This is a genomic window from Pseudomonas sp. HD57-3, from assembly GCF_056113135.1.
The window spans coordinates 5,349,512-5,364,238 of sequence record NZ_CM148568.1 but is presented as its reverse complement, the minus strand read 5'-3'; the positions used below and the strand labels follow the sequence as shown (position 1 = coordinate 5,364,238).

At 60.0% G+C, this 14,727-nt stretch carries 9 protein-coding genes; 2 read left to right on the top strand and 7 right to left on the bottom strand.

Annotated elements, in window-relative coordinates; translation table 11 throughout:
- Positions 1-15: 15 nt before the first annotated feature.
- On the top strand, positions 16-258 hold the full coding sequence (locus AC0R79_RS24250) for a hypothetical protein (protein WP_127799635.1): 243 nt from the start codon (positions 16-18) through the stop codon (positions 256-258).
- A 4-nt stretch (positions 259-262) separates the two neighbouring features.
- On the opposite strand, the gene AC0R79_RS24245 is transcribed toward AC0R79_RS24250, so the two are convergent.
- Both AC0R79_RS24245 and AC0R79_RS24240 read right to left on the bottom strand, forming a co-directional pair.
- Complete coding sequence (locus tag AC0R79_RS24245) at positions 263-892, bottom strand: flavin reductase family protein (RefSeq protein WP_011335689.1); 630 nt, start codon at positions 890-892, stop codon at positions 263-265.
- 146 nt (positions 893-1,038) lie between these two features.
- A complete protein-coding gene (locus AC0R79_RS24240; protein WP_064383791.1) occupies positions 1,039-1,398 on the bottom strand; it encodes a hypothetical protein in 360 nt (119 codons plus the stop codon).
- Between the two features lie 348 nt (positions 1,399-1,746).
- Here AC0R79_RS24240 and AC0R79_RS24235 point away from each other — a divergent pair, with 348 nt between their 5' ends.
- Positions 1,747-2,505, top strand: a complete 759-nt coding sequence (locus AC0R79_RS24235) for a COG4705 family protein (RefSeq protein WP_127799631.1) — start codon at positions 1,747-1,749, stop codon at positions 2,503-2,505.
- A gap of 129 nt (positions 2,506-2,634) precedes the next feature.
- Here AC0R79_RS24235 and AC0R79_RS24230 read toward each other — a convergent pair whose 3' ends face one another.
- From AC0R79_RS24230 to AC0R79_RS24210, 5 genes are all read right to left on the bottom strand, one after another.
- Entirely contained in the window at positions 2,635-3,954 is a 1,320-nt protein-coding gene (locus AC0R79_RS24230; protein WP_007960177.1) for an MFS transporter, read from the bottom strand.
- Between the two features lie 292 nt (positions 3,955-4,246).
- Positions 4,247-5,575 (bottom strand): sigma-54-dependent transcriptional regulator, encoded by a 1,329-nt coding sequence (locus AC0R79_RS24225; RefSeq protein ID WP_474731915.1) that lies wholly within the window; start codon positions 5,573-5,575, stop codon positions 4,247-4,249.
- Positions 5,575-7,335, bottom strand: a complete 1,761-nt coding sequence (locus tag AC0R79_RS24220) for a sensor histidine kinase (protein WP_474731912.1) — start codon at positions 7,333-7,335, stop codon at positions 5,575-5,577. The genes AC0R79_RS24225 and AC0R79_RS24220 overlap by 1 nt, the downstream gene beginning before the upstream one ends.
- Before the next feature lie 131 nt (positions 7,336-7,466).
- Positions 7,467-10,232 (bottom strand): RHS repeat-associated core domain-containing protein, encoded by a 2,766-nt coding sequence (locus tag AC0R79_RS24215; protein ID WP_375747795.1) that lies wholly within the window; start codon positions 10,230-10,232, stop codon positions 7,467-7,469.
- The gene (locus AC0R79_RS24210) at positions 10,229-14,683 is read right to left on the bottom strand and encodes a SpvB/TcaC N-terminal domain-containing protein (protein WP_474731910.1); all 4,455 of its coding nucleotides are present in this window, start codon (positions 14,681-14,683) and stop codon (positions 10,229-10,231) included. Before AC0R79_RS24210 ends, AC0R79_RS24215 begins: the two co-directional genes overlap by 4 nt.
- Positions 14,684-14,727: the final 44 nt, after the last annotated feature.

Sequence of the window (14,727 nt, the reverse complement as noted above, 5' to 3'; positions counted from 1 at the left end):
GCCAGGACCTGCGATATGGCACGTAAAGAGTTCGAACACTTCGAAGCGGTTTCCGCTGTAGTCCCCGTCGAGTTGGGCGGCAACAAGGGTTATCACGCGGCAATCGCCGTCAAGGCCCTGGTCGACGGCGGCGCACCGCGCTTTCACAAACTGCTGAACGATCAGGTTTTCCCCGGCGCCATCGCCGCCGATGAAGCCGCGATCAATGAACTGGACAAGCTCAAGGGCGTCACCGAAGACGCCGAGCTGATCTGGTAAGCGCTTACTTCGTTGCCCCCGGGCGCCACATCTTGAACAACGCCTCCGGCCCCAGCTGGAAATAGTCCGCCGGCCCGCCGCCCCGCAGAATCGGTTCGGCGGCGGCGGTGTCGTAGATCCCGTCCTTCAACAGCCATTTGGCAATGTGCACGGCGACCACCTCGCCAAGCACCAGCCAGCTCGGCACGGTCTCGCCGTCGGCGCGCTGCAACTGAATGATCTGGGTGACCTTGCATTCGAAGGACACCGGGCTTTCGGCCACGCGCGGCACGGCAATCACCTTCGACGCCACCGGCGTCAGCCCCGCCAGTTCGAACTCGTTGACCTCCGGCCCGACCATCGCGCAGCTCTGGTTCATCTGCTCGGCCAACGGGCGAGTGGCGAGGTTCCAGACGAATTCGCCGGTCTGCTCGATGTTGTTCAGGCTGTCTTTGCGACCAACGCTGGAGAACCCGATGATCGGCGGAATGTAGTTGAACGCGTTGAAAAAGCTGTAAGGCGCCAGGTTCAGCCGGCCCTCGGCATCCTGCGAAGAAATCCAGCCGATGGGGCGCGGGCCGACGATGGCGTTGAACGGATCGTGGGGCAGGCCGTGGCCGTTGGCGGGTTCGTAGAAATGGATGTCGTCGGGCATGGCGGGGTGATCCTGAAGGCTTTTATAAGCGACCAATAGTGCAAGTCCGATCCGCGAAGATCAAATGCGCCGATGGTGAAGTTTTCAAACCTGTAGACATGAACAAGCCCGGCAATGGCCGGGCTTTGGTGTCTGCATTCTGGTAATCAGCTGATGGCAGCGGCGGTGCCGGTTTTATCGAAACCGTCGGCGGCGATGGCGTTGGCGGTACCGGTTTTATCGAAACCGTCAGCAGCGATTGCGTTGGCGGTGCCGGTTTTATCGAAGCCATCGGCAGCGATTGCGTTGGCAGTGCCGGTTTTATCGAAACCATCAGCAGCAACGGCTTTGCCGACGTTGGTCTTGTCGAAGCCGTCGGCAGCGTAGGTGCCGGTGTGGCTGGTTTCGATGGCAGCGCTGGCGCCGGAAATGAAGTCGGCGGATTTGGTTTTGTCCGAGCCATCGGCGGCGAAGGTATTGGCGGCCAGTACGGACAGGGTCAGGGCGAGGATCAGTTTGGTTTTCATGGTCGTTCTCCAGATTCGAAATTCGTTGGCGATGTGTTTCGCATGGGGTTCATGCTACGCCAATTAAATTGATTAAAAAGCGCAAAATAATGCTAAAAACAATCGATTAAATTGATATTAAGGGCGACGCATTCAATTCGCTTTCGTCGTCGGAGCGAGCGTCGCGCAGTTAATCGATCAGGTAGGTGCAGGATGCGGCAGGGGCATTAACCGGTGATTAATCGCCGTTTTTTGCGTGTGTGACAGATTTTTCATGGATTCCCGACCGGTTTTTCACCCGCGCAACGCCAGTCTGCCCACGGCCATAAAGCCAAAAACCGGCCGTCACACACTGGAGCGTTGCCCGCGATGAACAAACTGCCTCAAATCACCCTGGCCTTCTGGGTCATGAAAATCTGCGCGACGACCCTGGGGGAAACCGCGGGGGATTTGTTGTCGATGACCCTTAACGTCGGCTACGCCATCAGCTCGCTGATCCTGATCAGCGTGTTCGTCCTGACGCTGATCGCGCAGTTGATGTCCAAGACTTACAAGCCGTTGCTGTACTGGATCGTGATCCTGTCGACCAGCACCGCTGGCACCACCATGTCCGACTTCATGGACCGCACGCTGGAACTGGGTTACGCCACCGGTTCCATGATCCTGATCGCGATCCTGCTGGCGATCTTCGCGGCTTGGCGCCTGAGCGGCGATTCGCTCAACGTGACCAAGGTGCAGAGCTTTCGCGGCGAGATGTTCTACTGGATGGCGATTTTGTTCTCCAACACCCTGGGCACCGCGCTCGGCGATTACCTGGCGGACGACTCCGGCCTGGGCTTTGCCGGTGGCGCGCTGTTGATCGGCTCGGCGATTGGCGTGGTCGTGCTGCTCAAGTACTTCACGAAGATTTCGTCGGTGGCGCTGTTCTGGGTGGCGTTCGTGCTGACCCGGCCGTTTGGCGCGACCTTGGGCGACTTGATGACCAAGTCCCATGAGAAGGGCGGACTGGACTTCGGCACCATCGGTTCGTCGGCGGTACTGGCGGGGATTCTGCTGGTGATGATCGTCGGGGCGTCGTATGCGCAGAAGCGTTATGGCAGCAAACAGGGGGTTGCCGAATTGTCCTGATACCGAGGTGACTTCAATCGCGAGCAAGCTCGCTCCCACAGGGTCAGTTTTACGCCGATCCAATGTGGGAGCGAGCTTGCTCGCGATGGGGCCAGAACAGCCACCATTGCAGTGGCTGAATAAACCCGATCAGTCAGTGACGATGCGCGAGTGTTTCTGGGTGTCTTTCATGGTGATGTACACCAGCAGGGACACCGCGATGCACGCGGTCACGTACCAGTAGTAACCGGTTTCCATGCCGATGCTCTTGAACCACAGCGCGATGTATTCGGCGGTGCCGCCGAAGATCGACACGGTCAGTGCGTACGGCAGGCCGACACCCAGCGCACGGATTTCGGTCGGGAACAGCTCGGCCTTCACCACGGCGTTGATCGAGGTGTAGCCGCTGACGATGATCAGCGCCGCCATGATCAGGAAGAACGCGCCCCACCAGGTCTGGATGGTGTGCAGGGTCATCAGGATCGGCACGGTGAAGATCGTACCGAGCACGCCGAAGGCGATCAGGATCGGACGACGACCGATTTTATCGGACAGGCCGCCGATGATCGGTTGCAGGCACATGAACAGGAACAGCGTGGCGGCGGAAATGGTGGTGGAGTCGGAGATGCTCATGCCGACGGTGTTCACCAGGTATTTCTGCATGTAGGTGGTGTAGGTGTAGAACGCCAGCGTACCGCCCATGGTCAGGCCGACCACGGTCAGCAGTTCCTTCGGATGACGAAGCAAGGTGCGCATCGCGCTTTCCTTGGACTTTTCCTTCTTGGTGAACGACTCGGTTTCTTCCATGCCACGACGCAGGTACAGCGCCACGATTGCGCACAGCGCGCCGATGGCGAACGGGATACGCCAGCCCCACGCGTACAGCTCTTCGGTGGTCAGGAACTGTTGCAGCACGATCAGTACGCCCAGCGCGATGAGCTGGCCGGAAATCAGGGTCACGTACTGGAAGCTGGAGAAGAAGCCGCGACGCTCCTTGGTCGCCATCTCCGACAGGTAGGTCGCCGAGGTGCCGTATTCGCCACCGACCGACAGGCCTTGCAGCAGGCGGGCGAACACCAGCAGGATCGGCGCGCCGACACCGATGGTTTCATAACCCGGGCTCAGGGCGATGATCAGCGAGCCGAAGCACATCAGGTAAACCGAGGCCATCAGGGCCTTTTTGCGTCCGACCTTGTCGGCGTACAGGCCCATCAGCCAGCCACCGATCGGGCGCATCAGAAAGCCCACGGCGAAGATCGCGGCGGTGTTTAGCAGTTGGGCGGTGGTGTCGCCTTTGGGGAAGAAGGCTTTGGCGAAGTACAGCGAGAAGGCGGCATAGACGTACCAGTCGTACCACTCGACCATGTTGCCGACGGAACCGCTGAAGATCGACTTGATGCGACTGGCGGTGGTTCGTTCTTTAGCCGGCACGGCAGCCGACCCAAGAGGCAGGGCGTTGGAGTTATCCATTGAAGGATCCTTCGTTTAATTGTTTTTGTGGAGCGCGTTGAAACGCAGCCTGCGAGGGCTATAGCAGGAGCTGTGCCAACGGGGGGAGGGCCGGTTTAGAGGGGCTGGGGAGATGGGTTGAGCGGGATTTTGCCGATAGGAAGTTGGCGATGAGCGGATTTCCGCCTATCTGATCGTTGATCTGATCGTTCCCACGCTCTGCGTGGGAATGCCTCAATGGACGCTCTGCGTCCGCTTTGGGACGCAGAGCGTCCCGGGCTGCATTCCCACGCGGAGCGTGGGAACGATCAATTCAATCAGCCAAAAACATTTCCCGGGTCAAACCATGCCGCTGCATCTTTTCATTGAACGTGCGCCTCGGCAGTTGCAGCTCTTCCAGCACGGCTTTCACATCCCCCTTGTGCCGGGTCAAAGCAGCCCGCAAACACTGCGCTTCAAACGCTTCCTGCTGCGCCGCCAGCGACTGCCCCGGATCAATCCCCTGCACCGGTTCATCCAGCCCCAGCACCTGACGCTCGGCCACGTTCGCCAACTCCCGCACATTGCCCGGCCAGTCATGACTCAGCAGATGGCTCAACTGCGCGCCACTGAGCGGCGGAAAAGTCCGGCCCAAGCGCTGTGCCGCGCTCTGGGCGAAGGATTCGAACAACAACGGAATGTCTTCCCGACGATCACGCAGCGGCGGCAGGCGCAATTCGGCGACGTTCAGGCGATACGCCAGGTCTTCACGAAAGCGCCCGGCCCGCGCTTCATCCAGCAAATCGGGTTTGGTCGCCGCGACGATCCGCAAGTCCACCCGAATGCTCTGGTTCGACCCCAGCCGCTCCAGCTTCTGCTCCTGCAACACCCGCAGCAGTTTCACTTGCTGGGCCAGCGGCATGCTTTCGATTTCATCGAGAAAAAGCGTGCCGCCATCGGCGTATTCCAGCTTGCCGATGCGCTTGCCGGAAGCCCCGGTGAACGCGCCGCTCTCATGCCCGAACAGCTCGGCTTCGAACAGCTGCTCGGGGATCGCCGCGCAGTTCAGCGCCACGAACGGCTTGTCGGCGCGCGGGCCGAAGTCGTGCAGGCAACGGGCGACCAGTTCCTTGCCGCTGCCGGTCTCGCCACGGATCAGCACGTTGACCGGCAGCGTCGCCAGATCCAGCACCTGCCGGCGCAAGGTCTGCAAGCCACGGGAAACACCGAGCAACGTCGCATCCAGTCTGGCGCGGTTGTCGGCCTGCTCGTGCAGGGCGCGGTTTTCCAGCACCAAGCGACGCTTTTCCAGCGCCCGGCGCAGGCTGCCGAGCAGGGTCTCGGGGCTGAAGGGTTTTTCCAGAAAATCGTAGGCGCCGTCGCGCATCGCTTCGACCGCCATCGGCACATCGCCGTGGCCGGTCAGCAGAATCACCGGCAGGTCGGCATCCCGGCGCTGTACTTCGGCCAGCAGTTCAAGACCGCTGAGGCCGGGCATGCGCACGTCGCTGACAATCACCCCGGCAAAATGCGCGGGCAGCGCCGCCAGGCATTCCTCGGCGCGGCTGAACAGCTGCACTTCGAACCCGGACAGGCTCAGCCATTGCTCGACGGCACTGCGAATGCTGCTTTCGTCGTCGACCACCATCACCGAGTTGAGCATCAGATGTGCGCCTCCAGATCGATCGGCAAGGTCAGGCTGAACACCGCGCCGTTGTCACCATTCTCGGCGCACAGGCGCCCGCCGGATTCATGGACGATGGCGAACGATACTGCCAGCCCCAGACCCAGCCCGTCACCCACCGGTTTGGTGGTGAAGAACGGATCGAACACCTGAGCCAGATGTTCTTCGGCGATGCCGCCGCCGTTGTCGATGACGCTCAGGCGCCACAATTGTTCGTCGGCTTCCAGACGGATTTCCAGACGCTTGCACGGCTTGCCCTGCATCGCGTCGAGGGCGTTGCGCAGCAGATTGATCAACACCTGCTCCAGGCGGATCGCATCGCCGCGCACCCAGGCCGGACGGGTCAGGTGCAGCACCAGACTGACCTGCTCATCGCGCAGACGCGCATCGAGCAATTGCAGGGCCTGATCGACCACCGTCGCCAGATCCAGCCGTTCGCGCAAACCGCTGGGGCTCTTGCGGGCGAAGGTTTTCAGGTGGCCGGTGAGGGCGGCCATGCGCGTGAGCATGTCATCCACCGGTTTGAGCGCCTTGTAGGCGTCATCGACCCGGCCATGATCGAGCAGCAGACGCAGGGTCGCCAGCTGCATGCGCTGGGCGGTCAACGGCTGATTGATTTCGTGGGCCAGCGCGGCGGACATCTGCCCCAGTGCCGCCAGTTTTGCCGACTGCACCAGACCGTCCTGTGCGGTGCGCAAGTCGCGCGTGCGCTCTTCGACCAGTTGCTCAAGCTCTTCGCGGCTACGCTGGCGCATCTTTGCCAGGCGCCAGCGCTGATTGAGGAACAGCAGCAGGAACACCAGCGCCAGCCACACTCCGGCGGCGGCGAGCCCGGCATTGCGCTGATCCTCGAAGGACACCTGCGGATGCCGCAGCAGGTGCAGCGTCCAGCCTTCGGTGCTCAGCGGCAGCGATTCCCACAGGTAATCCGCCGTGCCTTGCGGGCCTTCGACGCGGCGCAGATCACTGTTGTCGTCGAAGGTGCGCAGCGCCAGATGCGTCAGCGGCACCAGCGACTGTTTGTCGTATTGGCGGGTGGCCTTGATCTCGCGGTAATCGGCCGGGCTCAGCGGGTGCAGCAGGCGATAGCGCCAGCCGGGCTGGTTGGCGATGAAGATGATGCCGCGCGCATCGCTGACCAGCAGGGTGTCATTGCCCTGGCTCCATTCGCGTTCGAGTTCGGGGAATTCGAGCTTGACCACCATCGCCCCGAGAAACTCGCCGTTGTCGCCGAGCACCGCGCTGGACAGGAAATAACCGGGAATGCCGCTGGTCACACCGACCGCGTAGAAACGCCCGGTGCCCTGGGTGCGGGTCTGACTGAAATAGGGGCGAAAGCCGTAGTTGTGACCGACGTAACTGCTGGGCAGACGCCAGTTGCTGGCCGCCACCGCGAGGCCGGTGTGGTCGAGCAGTTCAAGGGTTGAGGATTGGGCGGCGCCGTTGATTTTTTCCAGCTTCAGATTCAGCGCCGCTTGCTGTTCGGCGTCGACCGGGCCGGCCAGCGCCGCACGCAATTGCGGGTCCAGCGCCAGCACGGCGGGCAGGGCGCGATAGCGGTCGATCAGGGTATGCAGCGAGTTGGCGTACAGCGCCAGCTGTTGATTGGCCCGCGCGGCGTCTTCTTCCAGCGCCTGGCGCTCGGCGTGGCGGATCGCAAGCGTTGCAGCAAGGGCGGCACCGGCGATGATCAGCAGGGTATACAACGACAGACGCAAGGTACGGGAAGTCGGCAGCATGCTGAAGAACTGAGGGGGAAATGGGGCTGGCACCATACCATGAGGCGCTGTGCTTCGCCCGTTATCCCCCGCCGGATTGGCCCTGTTCCAGCGCTGGGCTACTGACTCCCGGTGAACCCGTTACCTGATTATTAATAGGTCGGGTGAGCCATGCGCCGCGAGTACTGATTGTCCGTGGTGCCCATCTCTTTGTAGGCGGCCAGACCGCGCTGGGCGTGGGCGATTTCATATCGGGTGGCTGCGGTTTGTCGACGCAAGCCCGAGCGGGTGATCGGTGCCAGCATTTCTTTTGTGGTCGTGTTGTTTACATTCGGCAGCACATCGGCTGGATAGAGGATATCTGTGCCCATTGCATCGAAAGCTTTCTCCATCCATGCCGAACGCTCTTCGAGCGCTGTCTGCCAGTCGCTGAGCATCGTCTCGATTTTTCCGACCTTGACCGGGTCCAGGCGGTTCTTGATGTCTTCGATTTCGATAGTCAGGGCAAGCATATTGAGCGCGGCGGGAATGATCGATATCCAGGAGGACATCACCCTGTTCATCATGAACTCCGGATTGAGGACTTTGTCGAGCGCCGGGGTGCCTCGTTCATTCATGAAGTCGCTGAAGTTGCGAATGTCCCCGACGGCTTGCTTGATTCCCAGATCGTGATCAATCGCACCAACGGACATCTTCGAGGTTTTCGGAATCATCCCTCCGACGGTGAGGCCGACGGATCTCAGTGGCACATCTGCCATGGCGCCCGACACATCGCCGCCGATGTTTCCTCCGATCAGCCCTCCGGTTGTCGCATATGGAGGGAGAGTCAATCCATGTGGTATGGCCATGTCAACCTGCGCACCACCAATCAACCCGGCTTCGTAGCCGATCGGGCCCTTTACGCCCTCCACGACAGCGTTGGTAAACAGCGCTTTTATGAAGCCTTTCTGGTGAATGATGTTGTGGAGTTGTGCATTGGTTTGTTCGGCATATTCACTCACGTGGCCCAGGAAGCCCGCGTATAACATGATGGTGGCTTCGGCTCTGGTTCCTCCCGACGGATCAACGTAACGCAGCGGATTATTCCCCACAAATGCATACCGGTTCAGCCCGTCCGTATCCCCGGCCGGGTCGGCGCTCACCCAGCGACACAACCACGGCGCGTAATACCGTGCGCCGTAGTAATAAAGCCCGGTGACATCCATTTCCTTGCCCGAATAGCGGGTGAACTTGTAGTCCGCTTCGATTTGCGAGCGAGCGGTCATCCAGGCCGTGCCGCCGTAGGCAAAATAGCCCTCGGCATTGATCAACAGTGCCTGCTGATCGAGTGTTTTTGTGATTGATCCCAGGTGGTCACTCAGCGAGTACTGCAATTGATCAGCGTCGATACCTGGCGGTTTGCCGGCGACCCAATGCAGACACGTCACCTCGCCGACACCGATTGCGACGGTGATGCGGTGCAATTCCTCTCCATTGTTGCTGGTGCGGACTTCCAGACTCCCTGCGTAATGCACTTCATCGACGTGGCTGACTTTACGGGTGTGGGTTTCGTGACGTTTGTAGACCCTTGTGCCCTGGCTGTATTGGTACCGCTCCTGATCCGATGGCCCGCTGTCATGTTCGACGAGGGTCAGCGATTGCAGTTGGTTGCGACTGTTCCAGTCGAGCGGCTGGCCGGTCTGCAGGTGCCTGAGATTGCCGGCAGGGTCGAAATGAATGCCAAAGTCAGGATCCGGATCGCCACTTTTCCAGCGCACGCCGCGATTGCTGGCAAGGTCGATGAACATCTCGCGGGTGTAGGTGTTGCCGTCGCGAACGTGGGTCAGTTTTTTCAGATTGTTGCCGTCGTCGTATTCGAAAGACTCGACATAGTTGAGTCGGTCATCGGGATCGGCGGGTATCGGCCACCCGGGGTTGTCCTTGGGCGGGGCATCGCTGTATCCGGTGGCACCGGTCAGCCGGTACATCGAATCGTAGAGAAATGTGCGGTCACCGTTGACCCGCTGGTTGCGGAAAAACGTCGTTTTGTAGATGGGGTCGACAATGTGAATGACGTTTCCCGCCGCGTCGTAGTCATACACGAAATCCTGAATTGCCGGTGCCGAACCCTTATGCGCGTACTGCCGCAACAGACGTCCATCGGCTGCCCGGTAGTGCCAATGATTGGTCACGCCGTTACCGAGTCGCTGTTCGGTGATCTGGCCGGCGGCGTTGTAATCCGCGCCGTTCAAAATATCCTGGAAGGCTTGCCCGCTGAGTTGCAGTTGCACCCGGACAAGTTGTCCGGCGATGTCGTAAGTCGATTGTTGTACATGCCCGCCGGCGTCGGTGGTTTGCAGCAGCGCACCGACGGCGCTGAAGCGCTGGCGGCTGGTGCAGATCTTGCCGTCCTTGAAGGTGCGGGTTTCTTCCAGTGACGGGCCGCTCATGGCGAAACTGTTGATTTGTAACGTGCTCGATGGATCGCTCAGCGCTGTCATCTGGCCGCGCAGGTTGTGTGTCGGGTCGGCTAGGTTGTTGCCGTAGTGGAAGGTTTCGAAGTCGGTTATCCCGTTTTCCGCGACGCTCCGCAACCGCAGTTGCGGGTCGTAGCTCATCTCCCGGTGATTGCCGTTTGCATCCCAGCTTTGCAGAAGTTCGCCACCGAGTCCTTGCAGAACAGTGGTTTCCCCGCCGTCGACGTTGAAGGTCCTGACCGTCGTACCGTCGAGTCTGTGCACGGTTATTGTATTGGGCGTGGGCAGGCGCGGATCCAGTTGTGCCACCGGTTGGCCGGCCACGTCATATTGCAGTCGGTTGATGAGTGCTCGCACCTCTTCGCCGGCCACCGAACGCAGGTATTCGGCTTGTCTGACGGTCGCGCCATGCGGACCGATTGACGACATCTTCGGTGTCAGATGGTGCACGCTGGCGTTCATGACTTGACCCGTTTTGCAGGTTTTGCAGGTGTCGGTTTTTTCGCGGGCCTGGCGGGTGATGGCTCTTGTGTGTCGTTGTAGTCGTAGCTGAGCGTGAACCATGGATGCAATTGCTCCAAGGCCGTATGGCCCAGCGCATTGATCGTTTTGATCAGTCGGCCCTGGGCGTCGTAGAACATTTGATCGTGATGGCCGTGTTCACGCATGGCGCGGTCATTGATGCAGCGATGGGTATTGAGAAAATACGAGCGATAGACCCGGATAGTCTCGCCCTTATGGTTGTATTCGACACGTCCCATGACTCGCCAGCGACGCGCGGCGGGCATTTCGATCGGCTTGCCGTCGGCGTCGGTCTCGAGGCCGTCCTCGGGCGTGGCGACAAGGGCATCGCCCGGCGGCACGAGCTGTTTGCTTTGCAGCTCGCGGCCAAAACCGTCGACGTAACGGACGGTCATCTGAATCTGTTGCTGCGGGTCGGTGTGGTAGCAGTCGGCAGTCAGGTTGACGCTGTTTACCGGCTGCCTGAGGGCGGTCTGGATGATCTTGAGCAGGGTTTGTTCGCTGGCAGTGCGTTTCTTTTGCTGGTTCAGCCAGCGCAGGGCCGATGCGCGTATGTGGCCGTCGGGCAGGATCAGGCCGTTGGCGATCCATTGCTTTCTTTTGAGCCGCGCCGTTTTGACCGGTAGCAATGGCATCCAGCTGAACAGATTGGTGCGCACCACGCCGGCAGCGGATGCCAGCACGGTTTTCGGGTTGGCGAGGGCAAACTCGACGCTCAGATCAGACTGAGGTGGATAAACGGACAGATCTTCGAAACCGGCACGCACGCCTTCCTCGTTACCATGAAAGCTGAAGGCAATCGGTCGACCGCCCGCTTCGTACCGCACTTCGTGAATGTTGTCGTTGTGATCCGTGACACGCTGCACCTGCAAGGTGTGCATGTCGTAGGTCATTGCCGTGACGCAGCCGTCCGGCAGGGTGATGGCAGTGGTCAGCAGATGGTTTGCGTCCCTGGTGATGTGGGTTGCGCCATGGCTCGCGGTCTGCTGAACATCGGTGACGTGGTAGAAACCGCTGGGGTCGGAGTAGGTGAACAAGCCGCTCTGTGCCGACCAGAGGTTTTTCAGAAGATCTTCATCCGTGTCTGGCGGCAAAAACAGGTTCATGGGCTTGTAGCCGATTTTTGTCAGCTCGTCCCGAATGACAATCGGGACGTCGACGTAAGCCGCCAATGCCTTTTTGTCGAACACAGCCCGCTCGGTCGGTCCCTGGCGCGGTGGGTACTCGATCTTGCCGACCGCCTCCAGATACGTTTGTTGCGAGAGTGACGTCAGTTCGCGTTCCGATGTCCACGCTGCGCAGCCCTCATACTTTTCGAAGTTTTCGAAACTGATGTCTGCCGATTGCAGCCCGTCCGGCAGCGCTCCCTTGGGCAGCCTCAGCGCATTGCTGCGCTGGCGCCAGGGCAAACCGAGCAGCCAGTGGTCGTCAGTGATCAGGTGAATCGGCTCGGCAAGGGTTTCCGTCAGATAGAAGTACCGCTGTTGCTCATCGTGACTGTCCAGCCAGGCGAGCTGTTGATCCTTTTGAGTGAAAGGCGGTTTGTCGGTTTTAGTGCGGCGGCGTGCGCAGGCGACCGCGAAGCGTTGGGTCGGATGACCGAACATGTCCCATGCCAGACCGACCGCGTGCTGACAGCGGGGATCATCCATGAAACGTTCGTATTGCTGGCTGCGGTTTTCCAGTTCCAGCACCAGCAGGCTGGACGGGGTTTCATCGACGACCCGAACCAGATAACGGAATTCGCTCAGGGAAATCGGGCGAGCGGGAGCGGGGTCGTCCGCCTGACAGGCTTCAATGCGAAGCAGACGACCGGCCAGGGCGTAGGCGACTTCGGGATCGTCGCTCTTGCGCCGTTTGCGAATTCGTTCTCTACCGCGTCTGGCGTCGAGCGTTGAAGTGACGGTGGGCCCAAAGGGCGTGATTTCATCGTCGAGTTCGCTGATACCTTTCAAAACCGGATCGACACTTTCGCCGGTATGAATCCATTGAGTGGTGCGCATCGGGGCTGTATGGCCACTTTCGGCCTTGCCCGGTTCCAGTTCGCTGTCGATCTGACAGACCCGGCCGAAGCCGCGAAATTCGCGTTCGCGACCGTCGTAATAACCCTCGAAATACTCATGGAACTGCATCAGGTAATTGCCGGTGATTTCATCTTCCTGACGCAGCCAATGGAGCACCATCTGCGGAAACGGCAAATGGCACACCGGCTTCCTGCGTGCCACCAATTCCTGGCGTTTTTCATCCAGCCAGAATTGCGCACTGCTGCGATATTGCAACGACGCGTTGTAACCCATGTTGTTGTTGCATCCAGTGAGCAGGTATGGCCGCGCGTCGACCAGGTTATACACATAGTGTCGAGGTGACATGTGCGGAACGGTCAGCAGCAGGCTGGCGCAGCCAATGCCCCTGAGATCAGCAAAGGTCACCTGGCAGAGGTTGTCGTAGCGCACGCCTCTGGGCCATGGAATTCGGACGGGTTCCGATGCCAGGGAGTTGCCACCGTGGTTCAACCAGATTTCGAAGAAGTCCGAATACAGGTAAATGAGAGCCGGAGCACCGGAATTGTCTACGTCGGCGATGCGCACTCGGTCGGGATCGAACTCGCCATATTTGAACGGCAAGTCGCTCATCTTGAAACCCTCGCCAAACCGGCCATGCCCGAGGCTGATCCAGCAGCGGATTTCATCATGGCGGATCCGGCACAGTTCCATACCGCTGGCGCCCATATCGCTGAAAGACACCAATTCGTTACCGGCTCCACTGAACAGCGGCAATCGGTCCGGGGTATGGGGTACATCCTTGCCGGGAGCAAAGCCTGTTTCCCTCAAATTCGCGTACACCCGCACGCTTTTCGGTCCGATCAGCGCCAGGGAGTTGAGACCGTCACCGCTCAAGTCACCCAATTGGGCCAAATAATGGAAGAACTCCACGGGAAACTGCTTGAACGATTTCAACAGCGACCAGGTGCCATCCGGATTGAGCGTGTAATACCCGCTGCCGTCGGGCTGCGCGACGACCCAGTCCAGGCGTCCGTCGCCAGTGAGGTCCATGAGGATTTGCACCACCGGTTTGTTGCTGTCGGCGTTGGGGATCAGCGGCAGCAAGGTCCACGGGCCGTAGATAATTTCGTCAGTGCCGGGTGTGCCGCGCAGAGGCTCACGGTAATACCAGGCGTTGTCGTGCTGGCAGAGAAAACCAGGCAGGCCTTCTCCGTAAAGGTCGACGCAATGATAGGGCTTGCCATCGTTGAGGCCCGGCATATGGTCGAGTGCCAGAAACGCCTGGGGAAAGGGGTTGAGCTTGAGCGGCTCATAGCAGTACTCAAGCGGCGGTAGTTGTTTGACGTGCCCCTCTGCGTCGTAACTCATGTAATGCGCGGCTTTGAGGTGGTTGTATTGAGACAGCGTGGGTTCGTGCTCCAGCAACAGACGTTCGACCAGTACCGGGTCGGGGCCGATGTGGTTGAACAACAGAAACTGCTGGCACAGGCGCCGGGTGCCAATCTCGAAACCGAAGCGATGATTGCGAAACGGATCGCTGCGCAGCAGCCATTTGTTCTCGTTCGGGGCTGAATAGGGGGGAACAGCCTCGCGCCGGGTGACGCGCTCCCCGTAGTCGACTATCAGACGGAACAGCCAGTCCAGCAGTTCTGGCTGCGAATGATCAAGGCAATACAGACCAGTGCTGGCGGTCTTGTTGCAATAACAGACCTGCCGCAGATAGCGCTGGGCCTGATAGTCAAAGCGATCGTCGGCGACCTTGTCATCGGCCTTGTACTCGTAAAAGATGTTTTCCCCCACCGCGTTCCTGGTTTCCACCAGCAGCCACGCGGCGATATGGCTCGGTTTTGCCGGGTCGTAGATGCACGATCCCTGGTTATTGCCATAGCAATGTTGTGAGCCGTCGGCGCGGGAAACGATCCAGTAGGGGGCGCCGTCTGCAGGTGTCCAGAGTTCGTAGCGGTCGAACGTGCTTTCCAGGCGAGGGATATAACGCACCACCGAAAACTTTCGGGCGCTCTTGCCTTTACCCCGAGTGCGTCGGGTTACCTTGATCTTGCCGCGGGTCGTCAGCTCGGGTCGCAGGTCGGTGCCGTCAGCCTGCATGACGTCGTCGGGTGCGTATTTCGGAACGCCCTTGCTGGTCTTGCGGGAGATGACCGGCAGCGGTAAATCCCAGCCGAGGCCGCACTTGCCGTTGCCCGCGTTGCCGTCATAGACCAGTTGCAGGTCAGGATTGAGCGAGCGCGCAGCGATGATCGGCAACGTCAGTGTGTAAGAGCGTTGCCCGGTTGCACCGATCTCTCCCCAGCTGCGTCCATTGGTGGCAATGGACGCGGTTTTGGCAATGGAGGGCGGGGTGACGAGCGCATCTGCATCTGGAACCATGGCAACGCAACCAGTGAATGCCGAGATTGCACGCTAACAGAGCG

Excerpts from the sequence above, each read along its gene's own strand:
- AC0R79_RS24250 (WP_127799635.1), top strand. The coding sequence starts at position 16 with ATGGCACGTAAAGAGTTCGAACACTTCGAAGCGGTTTCCGCTGTAGTC.
- AC0R79_RS24245 (WP_011335689.1), bottom strand. The coding sequence starts at position 892 with ATGCCCGACGACATCCATTTCTACGAACCCGCCAACGGCCACGGCCTG.
- AC0R79_RS24240 (WP_064383791.1), bottom strand. The coding sequence starts at position 1,398 with ATGAAAACCAAACTGATCCTCGCCCTGACCCTGTCCGTACTGGCCGCC.
- AC0R79_RS24235 (WP_127799631.1), top strand. The coding sequence starts at position 1,747 with ATGAACAAACTGCCTCAAATCACCCTGGCCTTCTGGGTCATGAAAATC.
- AC0R79_RS24230 (WP_007960177.1), bottom strand. The coding sequence starts at position 3,954 with ATGGATAACTCCAACGCCCTGCCTCTTGGGTCGGCTGCCGTGCCGGCT.
- AC0R79_RS24225 (WP_474731915.1), bottom strand. The coding sequence starts at position 5,575 with ATGCTCAACTCGGTGATGGTGGTCGACGACGAAAGCAGCATTCGCAGT.
- AC0R79_RS24220 (WP_474731912.1), bottom strand. The coding sequence starts at position 7,335 with ATGCTGCCGACTTCCCGTACCTTGCGTCTGTCGTTGTATACCCTGCTG.
- AC0R79_RS24215 (WP_375747795.1), bottom strand. The coding sequence starts at position 10,232 with ATGAACGCCAGCGTGCACCATCTGACACCGAAGATGTCGTCAATCGGT.
- AC0R79_RS24210 (WP_474731910.1), bottom strand. The coding sequence starts at position 14,683 with ATGGTTCCAGATGCAGATGCGCTCGTCACCCCGCCCTCCATTGCCAAA.